Below are 14,782 nucleotides of genomic sequence, written 5' to 3'. Positions count from 1 at the left end.
TCGCTGCCACAGCCTGCTCGATCTAGATTCGCAGATTCTTGCTGACATAGTCGATGAAAACGCGCAGCTTGGGCGAGGCGTAACGGCTTGCCGGCCACAGGATCCAGAAGGTGACGGTCTGGTCCATGAAGTCATCCAGCACGATCTGCAACGCACCGCTCGCCAGTGCATCCCGCACGAGGAAGGTTGGCAGGAAGGCCAAGCCTTTGTTTTGAAGCGCGAGAAAGCCCAGGACTTCAATAGTGTTGCTGACAAAGGTTTGCGGCAGCTCCGGCTCCGCTTCCGATGCGGCAAGCTGGAACGGCCAGCGTTCCAGCTTGCCGGTGGCGGGAAATTTATGCAGCAAACAGGCGTGCCGAACGAGTTCGGAAGGATGCGTGGGAACGCCCTGCTGCTTGAGATAGCCGGTCGAGGCGACCAGCACCTGACCGCAGGAACCGAGGCGCCGCGATACCAGCCTTGAGTCATGCTGCTCGCCCGTGCGAATGACTGCATCGAAGCCCTCTTCGATAATATCCACCATGCGATCGGAAAGATCGACATCGAGCTCGATTTCCGGGTATTGCGCCATGAAACCGTTCAGCGCCGGCATGATCAGCCCGGACAGTTGCGGCGTGCTGATCCGCAATCTGCCGCGAGGACTGCCGGCGGCATCGGACAATTCGGCTTCCGCCGCTTCGAGCTCACCCAGGATGCGCCGGCACCGCTCGAGGAACAAGGTGCCTTCGGCCGTCAGCGTGATACTGCGCGTGCTGCGGTGAAAAAGCCGCACGCCCAGGCGATCCTCGGTACGCGCAATGCTTTTGCCGACCGCCGAAGACGACACGCCGAGCAACCGTCCCGCCTCGGTAAAACTGCGGGTCTCCGCCACCTGCACGAACATCGAAATACCGCTGAGGCTATCCATCACCGCATCCCGATTAAAGACATTTTTGTCCGATATATTCGGAACCTTAGCCTATTTTTCTTCTCTCGTTAGATTCGTACACTCTCCTCAAGGTCGAAAACCCGCTGTTGATCGAACTTCATCAGCAACTGAATCTTGAGGAAACCATGTCCAAACTTCACTCTCCCGTCAAAGTCGGTCCCTACGAATTTTCCCATCGCGTGGTGCTGGCACCGCTCACCCGCATGCGCGCCGAAGAAGGCGCCAAGCCCGGCCCGCTGATGGCCGAGTACTACGCACAACGCACCTCAGAAGGCGGCTTCCTGATCGGCGAAGCCACCATCGCTGCACCCAACGGCAACGGCTACCTCGGCGCGCCCGGCCTGTACGACGACAGCCAGATTGACGGCTGGAAGCTGGTGACGGATGCCGTGCACGCCAAGGGCGGCCGCGTCTTCCTGCAGCTCTATCACGCGGGGCGCCAGTCCAACAGCCAGTTGCAACCAAGCGGCGCCCAGCCGGTGGCGCCTTCCGCCGTGCCGCATGGCGGCGTCGCCTACACCGAAGCGGGCTGGGTCCCGAACACACCGAGCCGCGCGCTGAGCATCCCCGAAATCGCCGATCTGGTCGAGAGCTTCCGCACTGCCGCCATCCGCGGCAAGCAGGCCGGCTTCGACGGCGTTGAACTGCACGCCGCCAACGGCTACCTGTTTGACCAGTTCCTGCAGGACGGCAGCAACAAGCGCACCGACATCTACGGCGGCTCGTTCGAAAACCGTTCCCGCTTCCTGATCGATGCCACCAAGGCCGTCATCTCGGTCTGGGGCGGCGAACGCGTGGCCGTACGCCTCGGCCCAAGCGGTACCTGGGGCGATATGTCCGACAGCAATCCGGAGGGCCTCTTCACCTACGTGGCGCAGGAACTGGCCAAATTGAACCTGGCCTACGTGCACCTGATCGAGCCTCGCGTGCTCGGCAACGTCGATGACGACAGCAAGGATCAGAACCCGGTTGCCGCGCAACTGATCCGCAAGCACTACAAGGGCGCCATCATCGCCGCTGGCGGCTTCAAGGGTCACACAGCCGAAGCCATCGTGCAGGCGGGCGACGCCGATCTGGTCGCATTCGGTCGCGACTTCATCGCCAATCCGGATCTGCCCGAACGCCTGCGCCGCCAACTGCCCTTGAATTCGTACGACCGCCCCACCTTCTTTGGCGGCACCGACGTCGGCTATACGGACTATCCGTTTTATCGCAAGGACTCGGTAGCAGCGTAAGCGGAGCACATGATGAACTCCACCACCATGCCCATTTCCCTCGCACCGCCGTATTGGCTGGCGCTCGGCACGTTCGCAGCCGGCACCGAAAGCTTCATGATCGCCGGCCTGCTGCCCGACATGGCTGCCGACCTGCATGCCAGTATTGTCGCTACGGGTCAGTTGGTGACGGTGTTTGCTTTGGCCAGGATCAAGCATCTGCAAGAGAACCTGGCTGCCGGCGTGATCACCTTGTCCGACCACGAATTTACCCAGTTGGATCGCGCCACCGCCCAACGGCGGCGAGGCTAGTCCACAACCCGCCAATTTCATCTTTGATTGATCGCCATGTCCTCCACAGAACAATCGACAGCCTGGAACTATACTGGGGCAACTGGAGGTTTCAATGACCGATCACGACAGACTGCATCCACTGCGCCCGTTCCTGAAAAACTGGATTTGGGAGCATGGTCGAATTGGGACTCGCTATCTGGACTGCGTTGATGGTGAAATCAAGTTTGATGAAGGCAAGAAATCGCATTTCGCAGCCGAAAAATATATCTACGTGCCCCTTGATAAGGACGCTGAAGACGATGTATCTACGGATGGTCCTGCGATCCAGGAGGCGGGACTTGCCCGGTTTTTGCGGGCTGCACAGCTGGGCACGCCAGAGGAAGCCGGTTCTGTAGCGGAGGTTCAGCGCGCAGTGCAGGACTGCGTGGAACTCGGCCTGTTCAGCGCATATCAATTGGAGGCTCGAGAGGCATTTGCCCGCTATGCGCAGGAGCCCATGTTCGAGGACGAGATCCGGGCAGCAGTTGTCGACGACATCCGGCGTATTTACGCCGGCATGCGAGAGCAACTGGCGCTGTACGATTTCAGTGTGCTTTACGGCTTGCCCGTACCGCTGCTTATCAGCGAGACGCCCTTCATCGACTGGCGCGTGCGCGCCAGTCCCGCACTTCCGTTTGTATCGCTTCCGCTAGGACCTTACTGCCTGCTGGTAGGCGCGCCGTCGGGCAGGAGCAGCCGAATCGGCCCGGTGGTCTGGAAGGCCGCTACTGCGATGGGCCCGTTGAAGGATCACAACCGCTGGATCATGGAGCACGCACGTCTGTGGCTGGTGGCGACCACGGATGACCAACTCGTCGCGGTACAAAGCCGATTTGCTGTCGCCATCGGCTCCAGGCAAGAGGATGCGAAGCCCTGACCGGAAACTCAACGTGCCGAGTCCCATTTTTGACGGATCAGGTGGTCTAAAGACCATTTTCCGCTGCCCCGGCACAACAGAACGAGCAGCATCGCCGCCCACTGGATATGCGTCGGCCACGCCTGAGGGTAGACAAATATCTCGATGATCGAGGTCATGGCAAGCAGTACAAACGCGGCGGGTCTTGTCGCGAGGCCAAGGACCAGCAAGACGGGCGTCGAGAGTTCGATCGAAACAGCCACGTAAGCGGCAAGTTCCGGTGGCAGGACCGGCAGATTGTATTCGTTGCGAAACAGGTCAAGCGCCGCGTTCCAGTCCGCGAGCTTGACCATCGCGGAGTTCCAGAAGACAGTTGCAAGCGCGACGCGCAACGGGATGGCGAGCAGGGCATAGGGTACGCGCTCGAGCCATGCGACGACACGGCAGACTCGACTTCGATGCATCAATCCCGGCTCGGTAGATGGCTTGGTGGTTGTCATGAACTATCCCTTCGAAGATTGCGCCACGCTGGTAATGTCGCAATCGAGATCCTTGAAGTACCCGCTCGCCAGTTGTGCTGCCAGCAATGCGTGAGTCTGCTCACCGCGCGCTTCAGCCAGGGCGGCATGCAACGGCTGTCCGGAAAACAGTGCGTCCAGCAAGCGCCATTCGTCCTCGCGCAGCCTGACCACCTCCGGACCGCTGTCGGTCCGGAGCACTCGCAGCCACACCGGCGCGTCAGCGAGATCGATCGCCACCATGGCGCGGTCATCCCCCTCGAGCACGGCGCGCCAGATCGCATCGACGGGAAATTCACATCGTACAAGCCGGACTTCGGGGCGAGGGACAAGATGCGCTTGCGCCAACTGCGCTTCACTCAGCGCCGCCAGGTGCGCCAGATCGAGAGGCAGTGTCGCGACAGCATGCAGGACCCGGTTGACCTGCCACTCGAGGCGGCCGACATCCGCGAGATACGGTACGGAAGCGGCGTGTGGTAACCGCCCGAGAAACGCGGGAAAATCTGAACCATATGCATCAAGCCATGCGCTGCGTGGCGGAGTCTGCGCGGCGAACAGCCGGCTGACTCCTTCGAAGAACTCCTCGCCGACCAGTTGCCGCACCGCCGGAAACGCGAGGCGAAGTGCTGTCGCCATGACGCTGGAGGATGTATTGCGGTAAATGCCTAGCCGCATGGTGGTGCTCAAACCTTCGTCGACCATCCAGGCCTCTACGTCGCCATCCCGGCCGTTGAGCACGCTGCGCTGCATTGCATGCTGAAGTTCAAGCAGCGTGGGATTGTGCGAATTCATCGCCTGCTCCGTCGAGTATGGCCTGTGCAGTCATGGCCTCGTCCATCAGTATGTCGAGTGGAGGAACATCGGTGTCCCATTCGATCAGAGTGGGCACGGGTCCGAAACGCTCCAGCGCGAAGCGATATAGCGCCCACACTTCTGGGCAAACACGTGAGCCGTGGTCGTCGATGCGGATGGTTTGCCCGTCGCCGGCATCCCGGACGCTATGTCCCGCGAGATGGATTTCGCCAATCGCGCCCGCCGGCAGCGCGTGCAGATACTCAGTCGCATCCCATCCGTGATTGCTCGCGCTGACATAGATATTGTTGACGTCGCACAGAATTCCGCAACCGGTACGGTGTGCCACGTGCGCGAGAAATTCCCACTCTGGAATCGTCGAATGTACGAAGCGGAGATAGGTCGATGGGTTCTCCACCAGGATGCGTCGTTTGAGATACGTCTGCACCTGATCGACATGACGGCAGACGACGCTCAATGCCTCTTCGGTCATCGGTAGCGGCAGCAGGTCGGCGAGATAGTTGCCACCGCTGATGCTCCACGACAAATGCTCGGACACAAGCCCGGGTTCGAGCCGGGCCACCACGCTTCCCACCCTGGTAAGGTGCACGGCGTCGAGTCCTTCTGCGCTTCCGAGAGACAGTCCGACGCCGTGCAATGAGACCGGATAGTCGCGGCGAATCGTGTCCAGATAATCCGGCACACGACCGCCGCCCATATAGTTCTCGGTGTGAACCTCAAACCAGGCGACATCGGGCCGCGTGTCGATCACCGGCTGATGATGACGGAAGCGCAGGCCGATACCGGCCCTCGCGGGAATTGGGCGGGACGCATCGCATGCTGTGGTATCGGCAAACTTCATCGCTTGGCAGCCGCTCAACTCGACTGGAGCTTGCCGCCCTGAATCTTCGAGCAGTCACCGGCCGGCAGCAGGACAAATGACTTGGGATCGCGCGCCTGAGTCGCCTGCCCCGCGCAGGAATGCGCGCCTTGCGCACAGTCGTTCTTCGCGACCGCGTTGACGCCGTAGCATTTTTCCAGTTTCTCCTTTTGCATGCGCATCATGTTGTCCTTGGCGACCTGTGGCATCGCGCTCATGTCCTTCATGGTTTGAGCCTGTACCGGCGCGACCTGAATGGCGAGCGCCAGGCCGACTGCGACAGAGAGGCTCGACATCGTCATCAACTGGCTATTCAATTGCTTGCTCACTTTGCATTCTCCTGAGGTTGGAGGTTGCCCACTTGCAACCTTCACGAAGATTCGCAGCCGAACGCAAAAGGTTACGCGGCTCGCAAAAATTTATTGTCGCGAAGACGTCCGCGGAAACGTGCAGAATTCGTCCATGCGCTCCCGAACCCATCGCCCCGGCCCACCGCTGACGCTTGTCGAAAACCGTCAGGGCAGCGGCGCATCCGATCCTCCGGGCGGCACGCCCGGGAACCGCGCAGATGGCCGCCTCGACTGGACCATGTTGATGATCCGTTCACAGGCCGGCGACCGGGAAGCCTACCGGCTGCTGCTCGAAGCGGTCACGCCATATCTGCGGACCCTGGCCGCGCGACAGATCAATAACAGGAACGATGTCGAAGACACGGTTCAGGACATTCTTCTCACCCTCCACACCGTCCGGCATACGTATGACCCGACGCGTCCGTTCGGCCCATGGCTCGTTGCCATCGCGGGACGGCGTATCGTCGACGGTTTGCGGCGTCAGGGCCGTCAGGGCGCGCACGAGGCACCGTTCGATCCTGAGCATGAAACCTTCGCGACGCCTGAAGCGAATCTGGTGGAGAACGCTTCCGACGCCCGTGCACTGCATGAAGCCATTGACGCTTTGCCACCGGGACAAAGAGACGCGATCCGTATGCTCAAGCTCGAAGAACTGTCCCTGAAGGAGGCCTCGACGATGACCGGCTTGTCCATTGCGTCGCTGAAGGTCGCCACGCATCGTGCGATGAAGAATCTGCGAAAGTTGATTGAAAGGCGAGGAGTCAAGTCATGACGAGCACTTCCAGTCTGATCGACTCGCTGGTCGCGGACGCGAAGCCCGTGCGCCGCCTCGGGCCGCCATCGGTCCGGGCTATCTGCTGGCTGCTGTTTGCCGTGCTCATGCTTGCCCTTGTTGCGGTCGGGCATGGTGTCAGGCCGGATCTCATGCTCAAGCTGCATCAGCCCGCATTCGTCACTAACGTTGTCGCGGCGATGATCACCGGTACGCTTGCGGCGCTCGCCTCGTTTATTGCCAGTGTGCCCGGCCGCTCACGGCGCTGGCTGTTGTTGCCAGTTCCTGCGCTGGCTGTGTGGATCTCCACCATCAGCTATGGGTGCCTGACGAACTGGGTCAGCATCGGTCCGGAAGGTGTGTCTGCCGGAGAAGCCGCGCAATGCTTCGCGACGCTGGCGCTGACCGGCATTCCGCTCTCTCTCATGATGCTTATCATGTTGCGCCACGCCGCGCGCCTCGCGCCCACGCCCATTGCCATGATCGCCAGTCTCGCGGTTGCGGCGATGACCGCGGTCGCGCTGTCGCTGTTTCATCCGATTGATGCCACGGTCATGATCCTGATGTGGAATTTCGGCGTGGCGGTTATGTTTCTGGCGGTGAGTGGATTTGGCGGGCGACGGCTCTTTGGCTGGGTTGCGCTGAAAGGATAGCGGACGGATGGTCGCCGCCTGAGGCAGCCTGCTCAGTGGACCCGCGAAGGAAATCGCCTACGCTGCATGACGGCACATGACGAAGCAGCACCCCCTCAGTTCACATCATGCCGCCGGTGCCGCTGCCTGTGCCGCCAGTGCCGGATGAAGGTGTGGACGTCGTTGTAAGTGGATGAGCGAGACCCGCCGCTGACAGCAGCGAGACGGCGGCCGGATCGGGCATGCCATTAGCGTCGATGGCGCCTGCTGCCGCCAGCGCGCCGACATCGCTGTCGACGCCTGCTTGCCCGACAATAAACGGTGTCGTCAGGAACGCCGGTGCCGTCAGCGCGACCGCATAGCGCTGCTGCAGATTCGTGACGACTGCCGATTGCGCAGCCAGCACATCGGCCTGGTTTGCCAGCACCTGCTGGAACTGCGAGTTGCTCGGCAAGCCCGCAATCAGACTGGTCTCGTTCGTGCCGAGTTGCGAAGCGAGGTAGACGAGCATCAGTTCGGTCTCAGGCGTCGTGTTGAAGGTACCGCCGGCGAATGCCAGCGAATGCAGGGTCGTGCCGCCGGAGGTCACGGTGAGGATGCAGGGAAGCGTGGCGTTGAACGTGATGCTGTAGTGTCCACCGCCGTCTGACAGGGCGGAGCCCGAACCCTGGGCACAACTGAAGCTGACCATCGCACTGGCGAGCGCGCGGCCGGTGGCGGCCGTGCCTGATATGGCGACGTTTGGCATCCCGTTTCCGCCGCCACAACCGTCGAAGCCGACGCAAACGCTTCCGCCGCATGCGACGAGCGTTGCGAGCGAAGCCACGCAAAGCGCAGCCAGCGCCGGGCGAACGAAACACGCACTGTGAGTGTTCATGGCCGCCTACCGTTGATAGAAGGGGATAAGACGACCGGCCCCCCGCGAAGGGACCGGCGCTATTTTTAATTTTAGACCCGATGCCCCGAGACCGTTCGTCGCGTCAATCACATTCGCCGCGTTATCCGCCATAGCGCTCGTCGGCCATTCCGGCATTTCAATCGGCCCGAAGCCCGACGTTCTGAACGTCCAACTACAGCTCGTCCAGTTCATTTGTATCAGGAATTCTTTCGAACTTAAGGACGCCCCGTGATGTCCGTCCCGCTATTCACTACTGCACTTCAGGAAGGCCGGATGCGTCACCATCGCGCGAGTGTTCTCCAGGATCACTTGCGTGAGCTCCGGGCTGCCTACCGCGCGGGCCATGCTTACAGCGCCCACTATTGCCGTCAGGATGGCAGTGGCTCTTGCGGTGGCAGCCCTGCCTCCACCAAGCGCCTGAGCAATCTGCTCCACGTTTTTCTCGAAGTGACCGGCAATAACCTGGCGCACTTCAGGTCCGGCGTACCGGGCTTCGCCCGCTAGCGCGCAGATCCCGCATCCGTCACCGAGATTCTCGATGTGCTCCGGGTCGAGCCAGACATCCACAATCTGCGCAACCGTCGGCTTCTTCTTGACGCGGAAGAAATGATCTATGCGCGCCTGGCCATGCTGCATCACCCGGTCGGCAGCTTCCGCAATCATGGCTTCGCGCGACGCGAAGTGTGCGTAAAAGGCGCCCTTGGTCAGTCCTGCGCTTTGCATGGAGTCCGCAACACTGACGCTGTCCAGGCCGTGCTCGCTGATTTGCCGTGCCGCGGCATCGAGAATTCGCTCCCTGCTGCGTGCCTTGTCTGCCTGCGAATATCCCACGGTCCCTCACGAAGAAATAGCTTGACATTGTGGCGTACGATCGTAATACTGATTATGAATTACGATCGACCTCCAGATTATAGCTCAAACAGAGCGAAGTCTGACGTGGGTAGGCATACTTCAATTGTGGAGATATCTGGATATCTTAAGTATTCCGAACATCGATCCAGCATCGCTACCAACGTGAAACTCGTGTGGGAATGAGCCATGAAAACCGCAGCGCAACTTTTGAATGAATTCCTCTCGCTGACGCGCAACCCGAAGGAGGTCGCCGCCTTGTTCACTGAAGATGGAGTTGTCGAGCTTCCGTATCTGGCGGACCTCGGCATGCAGTGGCAATACAAAGGGCGCACCGAAATTGCATCTCTGTATGCGTTGCTTCTCCAGCTTGTTCCTGAGTGGGAGTTTAGGGACGCGGTCGTGCTGATTGATACCCCCGAGCGTGCATTTGCCGAATACAAGGTGGATGCACTCGCCGTTGCGACGCAGCGACCGTTCAAGCAGCATTTCTTTGGCTACATCCACGTCGAAAACGGAAAGATCAAGCTGCTACGCGAAGCGCTGAACATCGTGGCGACAGCGCGCGCGTTCTTCCCCAACGGATTGGCTGACATTCCGCAACCGGAGGCCGCATAAGGCATACCCGGGCGCTGTGCCTACTCAGGCGTCCATCGAAGAGGAGCTTCATCATGAAAGCCGTCGTACTTACCGCATATGGCGACCCTGCAACAGGACTTGAATTCCGTGAGTTGCCCGAACCCGCCAGCCCTGGCACGGGACAGGTGCTGGTCGGGGTCGAGTATGCCCCAATCAACTTCAGCGACATTCTCGTCGCGCAGGGTTTGTACCCGCTGCATCCCGAGTTGCCGTCTGTTATTGGTAACGAGGGTGCGGGGCGTGTGCTGAAGGTCGGCACGGGAGTCAATAACGTCAGGGTCGGCGACCGTGTGACTCTCCCAATTGGCAGCTTTACCTGGCGCGAGCGGATGGTCGTCAACGCAGAAGGCATGGTCGCGCTTCCTGCCGATGCCGACCCTCAGCAGTTGGCGATGCTTAGCATCAACCCGCCCTCCGCGCATCTGTTGCTCGAGACGTACGTGCAGTTGCAGTCGGATGAGTGGATTGTAATCAACGCGGCCAACTCGGCCATATCGCGCTGGATAGTCAGTCTCGCAAAGCAAAGAGGAGTGAAGACTCTCGGTTTGGTGCGCCGCGCCGAGGCTATGAGTGCCGCGCGAGAAGCTGGATGCGAACTAGTCTTGCTGGACGACGATAACGCGCCCAGGAAGATGGTCGAGGCTCTGGGCGAAAAGCGCGTGCGGCTTGCGCTGGATGCTGTCAGCGGCGAGGCTACTGGTCGCCTGGCCAAGCTGCTGGGGCCTGGCGGCACCCTCGTATCGTACGCAGCCCAAAGCTTTGCGGCCATGGTGGTTAGCCCGTTCGAGGTCATCTTCAATGACCTGACTGTTCGCGGCTTTTCACTAGGTAATCCAGCGTTTTCCGGACAAATTTCCAGCGCCATCATGCAGGCGGCAACGATGGTGGCTTCGGGCGAAATCGCAATTCCAGTGACCGCGACATATCGGCTTGAGGAAATCGGCGCGGCAATCGCCCATCAGGCGAGAGGCGGAAAAGTTCTTCTGAAAGTCGCGGACTAGGTGCAGTGTGCGAGGCCCTGGCCAGCCCGGAACAACGGGAACTCATCGCCATTCCCTTTCTCTACCCGAAAAGTCTGATTGGGATGCTGTCGAGAAGGTCCGGAATGCAACGCACCAAGACGAACGGCGCCGAATGCAATGCAGCGTTGGGCGCTTACCGCCTCGCCAGCGAAAATGGCCTACGCATCGCGTTGCGTGATCTCGGCATGACTCAGGCCGACCCTGACAGGGCCGCCGATATCGTCTGCAGAACCCCGGAGCCGGTCAGGCGTTCGCATCTGCGCAGCATCCTGCACGATGCATTCGACGGCCTGCCGCCACGCAATAGACCGTTGCCCGGGAATCTATCTCTGCCGCGGGAAAACCACTACAGGTTCTATCTGGGCCTGTAAATAATCCTACACACACCCCTGCTAACGTCACGCAATTGTTTGCGTTGAACGCGGTGTAACTTCAATCCCCTTTCCCGGAGAAATGACATGCAGCCAGTTTTTCGCACGTTTCCGACCTGCGAGCATCCCCTTGCCAGAGGCATTTCAGCGCTGGCGCTACTTTCATTGAGCGTTAGTCTCACCGCAGTGGCGCAAGACCGGGATGACGGACACGACGCTGCATTTCAACCGGGGAATCTCGTCGTCAGTCGCAGCGTCTACGACAACCGCTCGGCCAACGTGCAGGTTGGCTCGATCCCGCCACCCGGTTGCGCGCAAACGAAGGGCGGGTGCGGCGCAGCAACCGGCGCGCCGAACGACGGCACCTACCCGTTCGTTTGGAACAACGCTCTTTATGACGGGAGCTTCGGCATCACGTCGAAGATCTTTCTAGACCAGTTGGCGCCATCCGGCTGGCGGATCAATACGCTCGAAGTGCCGAGCGTGACGAATGCGGGCACCACGACAGACCAGCTGGTAACCAGCTTCAGTTCGAAGTCGGAAATCGGGCTTCACCTTTCCCACGATGGAAAGTACCTGACCTTCATGGGCTATGTCGCTCCGATCAACGTGCTGGACGTGTCGAATTCAAACACTCCAGGCGTCGTGGATCCGACCAATCCCGACGGGCAGAGCTTCTACCGCGCAGTGGCCAAAGTCGATCGCAAGGGACGGTTCAGCTTCACCGAAACGAATGCCTATAGCGGCAACAACGGCCGCGCTGCGATCCTGATCGACCGCGGCGGAAAGCGCTTCTTCTACACGACCGGCAATGCGGGCAATGGAAGTAATCCCCAGCCGACCGGCGTCATCCTCGGCGCAGGCTCGCAATACGTTGCGGAGGCGACGCAGCCCGAAGCGCAGCAAACTCCTGGCACGCCAAGTCCGCTTGCAAGCTTTTCGGTTACCCAACTGGGCGCGCCCGCCGACAAGATCGGCAAGGACGACAACTTTCGCGGAATCACAGTTTTCAATAACGTGGTCTACATGACCAAGGGCAGCGGCGGCAATGGCGTCAACACCGTCTACTTCGTCGACACCACCGGGATCGCGTGCCCGAACGGTACCGGCGTGCCTTCGTCAAAAGCGGCGCTGCCAAGTGCACCGCTCAGTTACGATGCTTCGACTCTTCCGACCACAGGCCTGCCGAGCAACATGTGCATCCTGAGCGGCTTCCCGTCGACGCCGAACAAGACCGCGACGACCCTCAGTTACCCGTTCGGCATCTGGTTCGCCGACGCCAACACGCTATATGTGGCCGATGAAGGAGACGGTTACGCGGGTGGCGCCGATCTCTTCACGCACGCGGCTGCGCAATCCACCGCGGGTCTTCAGAAATGGGTATTCAATGCGGCCACGAAGAAATGGGTGCTGGCCTATACGCTGCAAAACGGATTGGACCTGGGCAAGCCTTACACGGTGCAAAACTACCCGCTCGGCAGCAACGCGGCGACCGGGCTGCCATGGTCGCCTGCGACTGATGGTCTCCGCAACCTGATCGGTCACGTTGGCCGCGATGGCACCGTCACGGTCTGGGCGACGACGTCCGCAGTGAGCGGGAACGGCGACACCGGCGCGGATCCAAACAAGCTCGTCGCCATCCAGGATGAGCTGAAAAATACCAGCCCGGCGATTGCTGCGAATGCGCATTTTGTCACGCTCCGCTCCGCCAACTTCGGCGAAGTGCTGCGCGGCGTCTCGTTTACGCCGGGCACAGACGTGGGCACGAACGACGGGCAATGATGATAAGTGGCGAGACGCACCTCACGCGCGTCTCGCTACTTCGGTCCGACGTCTTGGGGCATGCCGTCTCGCCAAAGCAGTGACGAGTCACCCAAAGCCTCGCATCGTCGCGACCATCGTGGCAACAATTACGCTCGCGCGCGGCGGACGGCGACGCACTGGCGGAATCGGTTCTTTTCGCTTCACTAACACTCGCGATGACTCAGCCGGCGGCGCTCAGTGGCCGCTTAGACGCTCGCTCGAAGGTCGGCAAAACTAATCATTTTTGCGTTGCAAGCTCGCGTCAGGGCCATGTCGTAGCTCGAGAAGAAGACCGTGCGGTCTTCGGCCAGCGTCTTGAACAAATCTATCAGAACAGTGCGTGCGGCGGCGTCTAGTCCACTGCCCGGCTCATCCGCGATGACGACCGTGGCCTCGCCCAGCGCGGCCGCCGTCAGGAATATTTTCTTTCGGGTACCGAACGACATTTGCTCGAAACGCTTCTCCAGATGAGGCGTGAGGCCGAAGCGGTCTGCCAGGTCAAGAGTGTAACTGTCGACGACTGTTTTCCTGGTCGATGCCACAAGCTCCAGATATTCGCGTCCTGTCTGGAGCGAATACGGCATGCAGTCGTCGGGCACGTACGCAAGTACGGACTTCGCCTCGAGCGGTGCGGTACGCAGCGAATGCCCGTCGATCCACACCTCGCCTTGGTCGGCCTCGATCGTACCGGCAAGGATGCCGAGCAAGGTGGACTTGCCGCTGCCGGATTCGTCGTTCACCGCCACGCATCCCGCACCGGCGCTGTAACGCAGTCCCTGAAAGATAATGCGCTCGTCGTAGCGTTTGCAAAGGTTCTCGAATTGAAGCATGGGTCGCAGATTTAGTCAGAGGAAGATTTACCGCGTAATGGTGACGCAGATTGCGATCAGCATCGTGCTGGGTGCACGGATTCTGTCGAGGTTAGCGTCAGGGCAAGTGTAGCAGCGCACGCAGGGACAGCTTGGCAGCAGGATGGCCGCGGCCGCGTGGTTCAGAGGAGCGACGGCGAGATCTTGCCATTTCGGATTGTCCTAACGGCGCGCACGAGTCGCTTGCCGACGATCGCCTCTCCGAAAAATTGGATCATAATTAGTCGCGTCGGGTGGCCCTGCACCGGCTGATTCATTGGTCTGTCAGACCGCCTGAGAGACACATGGGCTGGAGGCGAATGGCAGCTATGCTGCGTTAGGCGAAATTGACTACCAACGGACAATCGCCATCCGACGGAACCTAGCAGGTGCGTCACGTTTGCATTGGTCGAATGCAGGAACTGCAGATGAGCAAGCCTTCGAGAACATCACTTTTTGCTGCGGCCGGCATTTGGGACGCGCCCACGGTCATCGCGCATTTGACCTCGGCACCGGAACTTGTCGAAGCGACCGACCCAAGGGGGTGCACCGCCTTACACCGGGCCTGTGCGGTCAAACCCGGCAGCAGCCCGACGCTCGCCGAGACAAACGGAATCAAGACCGTTAGCGCTTTACTCAAGGCTGGCGCCGAACTCGAACGAGAAGTGCCAATGGGCCAAGAGGAAGGCGATTTTCGGGCAACGTCGCTGTGGTATGCCGTCGCCCGAGGGGAAAACCTGCCCTTGGTCGAGTTCCTTCTGAAGCGCGGCGCGAACGCAAGCTATTCGCTTTGGGCGGCGGTATGGCGCGACGATCATCTTCTATGCCGTGCGCTGCTAAGCGCAAAACCTGAGCTTGACCTCAGGGCACATGGTGAGACGCCCATCTTTTATGCAGCCCGGCTTAAGCGACTCACGACGTTAAGTCTCTTGATCGATGCCGGCGCAGACCCGTCAATCCAGGATTTCGACGGTCGTGATGCGGTCGACATCGCGCGGGCGAGACGCCTGTCAAAAGAAATCATCGGGCGGCTGGAGTCCCTCGCACAACGCAAGCAAGCCGGTCGTGCTTAGGCGC

At 60.4% G+C, this 14,782-nt stretch carries 17 protein-coding genes and 1 pseudogene; 10 read left to right on the top strand and 8 right to left on the bottom strand.

Translation table 11 applies throughout. From position 1 onward, the window contains the following. Positions 1-22: 22 nt before the first annotated feature. Positions 23-907 (bottom strand): LysR substrate-binding domain-containing protein, encoded by an 885-nt coding sequence (locus EOS_RS23585; RefSeq protein WP_047849131.1) that lies wholly within the window; start codon positions 905-907, stop codon positions 23-25. Between the two features lie 146 nt (positions 908-1,053). Here EOS_RS23585 and EOS_RS23580 point away from each other — a divergent pair, with 146 nt between their 5' ends. The 3 genes and pseudogenes from EOS_RS23580 to EOS_RS23570 all read left to right on the top strand — a co-directional run bounded on the left by EOS_RS23580 (position 1,054) and on the right by EOS_RS23570 (position 3,352). Beyond that, positions 1,054-2,163, top strand: coding sequence for an alkene reductase (locus EOS_RS23580; RefSeq protein ID WP_047849294.1), 1,110 nt, complete (start codon positions 1,054-1,056; stop codon positions 2,161-2,163). Positions 2,164-2,190: 27 nt separating this feature from the next. Continuing rightward, positions 2,191-2,346 (top strand): annotated as a pseudogene (locus tag EOS_RS46405) (MFS transporter); the annotation flags it as partial. 202 nt (positions 2,347-2,548) lie between these two features. Then, positions 2,549-3,352 carry a hypothetical protein gene (locus EOS_RS23570; RefSeq protein WP_047849129.1) on the top strand — a complete coding sequence of 268 codons (804 nt, stop codon included), beginning with the start codon at positions 2,549-2,551 and terminating at the stop codon, positions 3,350-3,352. A gap of 8 nt (positions 3,353-3,360) precedes the next feature. Here EOS_RS23570 and EOS_RS23565 read toward each other — a convergent pair whose 3' ends face one another. Genes EOS_RS23565 through EOS_RS23550 form a run of 4 tightly spaced genes read right to left on the bottom strand, consistent with a single transcriptional unit; the run spans position 3,361 to position 5,823 of the window. Then, positions 3,361-3,795 carry a DoxX family protein gene (locus tag EOS_RS23565; protein ID WP_235442948.1) on the bottom strand — a complete coding sequence of 145 codons (435 nt, stop codon included), beginning with the start codon at positions 3,793-3,795 and terminating at the stop codon, positions 3,361-3,363. Between the two features lie 39 nt (positions 3,796-3,834). Then, the gene (locus tag EOS_RS23560; RefSeq protein ID WP_047849127.1) at positions 3,835-4,641 is read right to left on the bottom strand and encodes an HvfC/BufC N-terminal domain-containing protein; all 807 of its coding nucleotides are present in this window, start codon (positions 4,639-4,641) and stop codon (positions 3,835-3,837) included. Beyond that, entirely contained in the window at positions 4,613-5,503 is an 891-nt protein-coding gene (gene bufB, locus EOS_RS23555) for an MNIO family bufferin maturase (RefSeq protein WP_047849126.1), read from the bottom strand. The genes EOS_RS23560 and bufB overlap by 29 nt, the downstream gene beginning before the upstream one ends. Before the next feature lie 14 nt (positions 5,504-5,517). Then, positions 5,518-5,823, bottom strand: coding sequence for a BufA1 family periplasmic bufferin-type metallophore (locus EOS_RS23550; RefSeq protein WP_082163502.1), 306 nt, complete (start codon positions 5,821-5,823; stop codon positions 5,518-5,520). Positions 5,824-5,983: 160 nt separating this feature from the next. On the opposite strand from EOS_RS23550, the gene EOS_RS23545 reads away from it, so the two are divergent. After that, positions 5,984-6,643: an RNA polymerase sigma factor gene (locus tag EOS_RS23545; RefSeq protein WP_047849125.1), complete on the top strand. Its 660-nt coding sequence runs from the start codon at positions 5,984-5,986 to the stop codon at positions 6,641-6,643. Further along, complete coding sequence (locus tag EOS_RS23540) at positions 6,640-7,296, top strand: NrsF family protein (RefSeq protein WP_047849124.1); 657 nt, start codon at positions 6,640-6,642, stop codon at positions 7,294-7,296. Before EOS_RS23545 ends, EOS_RS23540 begins: the two co-directional genes overlap by 4 nt. A 100-nt stretch (positions 7,297-7,396) precedes the next feature. Here EOS_RS23540 and EOS_RS23535 read toward each other — a convergent pair whose 3' ends face one another. Continuing rightward, the gene (locus EOS_RS23535) at positions 7,397-8,152 is read right to left on the bottom strand and encodes a hypothetical protein (RefSeq protein ID WP_047849123.1); all 756 of its coding nucleotides are present in this window, start codon (positions 8,150-8,152) and stop codon (positions 7,397-7,399) included. A 264-nt stretch (positions 8,153-8,416) separates the two neighbouring features. Continuing rightward, on the bottom strand, positions 8,417-9,004 hold the full coding sequence (locus EOS_RS23530) for a TetR/AcrR family transcriptional regulator (RefSeq protein WP_047849122.1): 588 nt from the start codon (positions 9,002-9,004) through the stop codon (positions 8,417-8,419). A 207-nt stretch (positions 9,005-9,211) separates the two neighbouring features. Here EOS_RS23530 and EOS_RS23525 point away from each other — a divergent pair, with 207 nt between their 5' ends. The 4 genes from EOS_RS23525 to EOS_RS23510 all read left to right on the top strand — a co-directional run bounded on the left by EOS_RS23525 (position 9,212) and on the right by EOS_RS23510 (position 12,836). Continuing rightward, positions 9,212-9,640 (top strand): nuclear transport factor 2 family protein, encoded by a 429-nt coding sequence (locus EOS_RS23525; RefSeq protein WP_047849121.1) that lies wholly within the window; start codon positions 9,212-9,214, stop codon positions 9,638-9,640. 53 nt (positions 9,641-9,693) lie between these two features. Further along, positions 9,694-10,662: a zinc-dependent alcohol dehydrogenase family protein gene (locus tag EOS_RS23520; RefSeq protein WP_047849120.1), complete on the top strand. Its 969-nt coding sequence runs from the start codon at positions 9,694-9,696 to the stop codon at positions 10,660-10,662. Positions 10,663-10,766: 104 nt separating this feature from the next. Further along, positions 10,767-11,054: a hypothetical protein gene (locus EOS_RS23515; RefSeq protein ID WP_047849119.1), complete on the top strand. Its 288-nt coding sequence runs from the start codon at positions 10,767-10,769 to the stop codon at positions 11,052-11,054. A gap of 87 nt (positions 11,055-11,141) precedes the next feature. Further along, positions 11,142-12,836 (top strand): hypothetical protein, encoded by a 1,695-nt coding sequence (locus tag EOS_RS23510; RefSeq protein WP_047849118.1) that lies wholly within the window; start codon positions 11,142-11,144, stop codon positions 12,834-12,836. A gap of 227 nt (positions 12,837-13,063) precedes the next feature. On the opposite strand, the gene EOS_RS23505 is transcribed toward EOS_RS23510, so the two are convergent. Next, positions 13,064-13,687, bottom strand: a complete 624-nt coding sequence (locus EOS_RS23505; RefSeq protein ID WP_047849117.1) for an ABC transporter ATP-binding protein — start codon at positions 13,685-13,687, stop codon at positions 13,064-13,066. A gap of 446 nt (positions 13,688-14,133) precedes the next feature. Between EOS_RS23505 and EOS_RS23500 the strand changes: the two genes are divergently transcribed. Further along, positions 14,134-14,778 (top strand): ankyrin repeat domain-containing protein, encoded by a 645-nt coding sequence (locus tag EOS_RS23500; RefSeq protein ID WP_160312522.1) that lies wholly within the window; start codon positions 14,134-14,136, stop codon positions 14,776-14,778. Positions 14,779-14,782 lie beyond the last annotated feature (4 nt).

The organism is Caballeronia mineralivorans PML1(12), assembly GCF_001028175.1.
GTDB lineage: Bacteria > Pseudomonadota > Gammaproteobacteria > Burkholderiales > Burkholderiaceae > Caballeronia > Caballeronia mineralivorans.
This window is presented reverse-complemented; position numbering and strand designations above follow the sequence as displayed.

Bases quoted from the DNA above. Each gene is read 5' to 3' on its own strand.
- EOS_RS23515 (WP_047849119.1), top strand. From the start codon at position 10,767: ATGCAACGCACCAAGACGAACGGCGCCGAATGCAATGCAGCGTTGGGC.
- EOS_RS23500 (WP_160312522.1), top strand. From the start codon at position 14,134: ATGAGCAAGCCTTCGAGAACATCACTTTTTGCTGCGGCCGGCATTTGG.
- EOS_RS23585 (WP_047849131.1), bottom strand. From the start codon at position 907: ATGGATAGCCTCAGCGGTATTTCGATGTTCGTGCAGGTGGCGGAGACC.
- bufB (WP_047849126.1), bottom strand. From the start codon at position 5,503: ATGAAGTTTGCCGATACCACAGCATGCGATGCGTCCCGCCCAATTCCC.
- EOS_RS23505 (WP_047849117.1), bottom strand. From the start codon at position 13,687: ATGCTTCAATTCGAGAACCTTTGCAAACGCTACGACGAGCGCATTATC.
- EOS_RS23520 (WP_047849120.1), top strand. From the start codon at position 9,694: ATGAAAGCCGTCGTACTTACCGCATATGGCGACCCTGCAACAGGACTT.
- EOS_RS23560 (WP_047849127.1), bottom strand. From the start codon at position 4,641: ATGAATTCGCACAATCCCACGCTGCTTGAACTTCAGCATGCAATGCAG.
- EOS_RS23540 (WP_047849124.1), top strand. From the start codon at position 6,640: ATGACGAGCACTTCCAGTCTGATCGACTCGCTGGTCGCGGACGCGAAG.
- EOS_RS23525 (WP_047849121.1), top strand. From the start codon at position 9,212: ATGAAAACCGCAGCGCAACTTTTGAATGAATTCCTCTCGCTGACGCGC.
- EOS_RS23580 (WP_047849294.1), top strand. From the start codon at position 1,054: ATGTCCAAACTTCACTCTCCCGTCAAAGTCGGTCCCTACGAATTTTCC.
- EOS_RS23510 (WP_047849118.1), top strand. From the start codon at position 11,142: ATGCAGCCAGTTTTTCGCACGTTTCCGACCTGCGAGCATCCCCTTGCC.
- EOS_RS23545 (WP_047849125.1), top strand. From the start codon at position 5,984: ATGCGCTCCCGAACCCATCGCCCCGGCCCACCGCTGACGCTTGTCGAA.
- EOS_RS23570 (WP_047849129.1), top strand. From the start codon at position 2,549: ATGACCGATCACGACAGACTGCATCCACTGCGCCCGTTCCTGAAAAAC.
- EOS_RS23565 (WP_235442948.1), bottom strand. From the start codon at position 3,795: ATGCATCGAAGTCGAGTCTGCCGTGTCGTCGCATGGCTCGAGCGCGTA.
- EOS_RS23550 (WP_082163502.1), bottom strand. From the start codon at position 5,823: ATGACGATGTCGAGCCTCTCTGTCGCAGTCGGCCTGGCGCTCGCCATT.
- EOS_RS23535 (WP_047849123.1), bottom strand. From the start codon at position 8,152: ATGAACACTCACAGTGCGTGTTTCGTTCGCCCGGCGCTGGCTGCGCTT.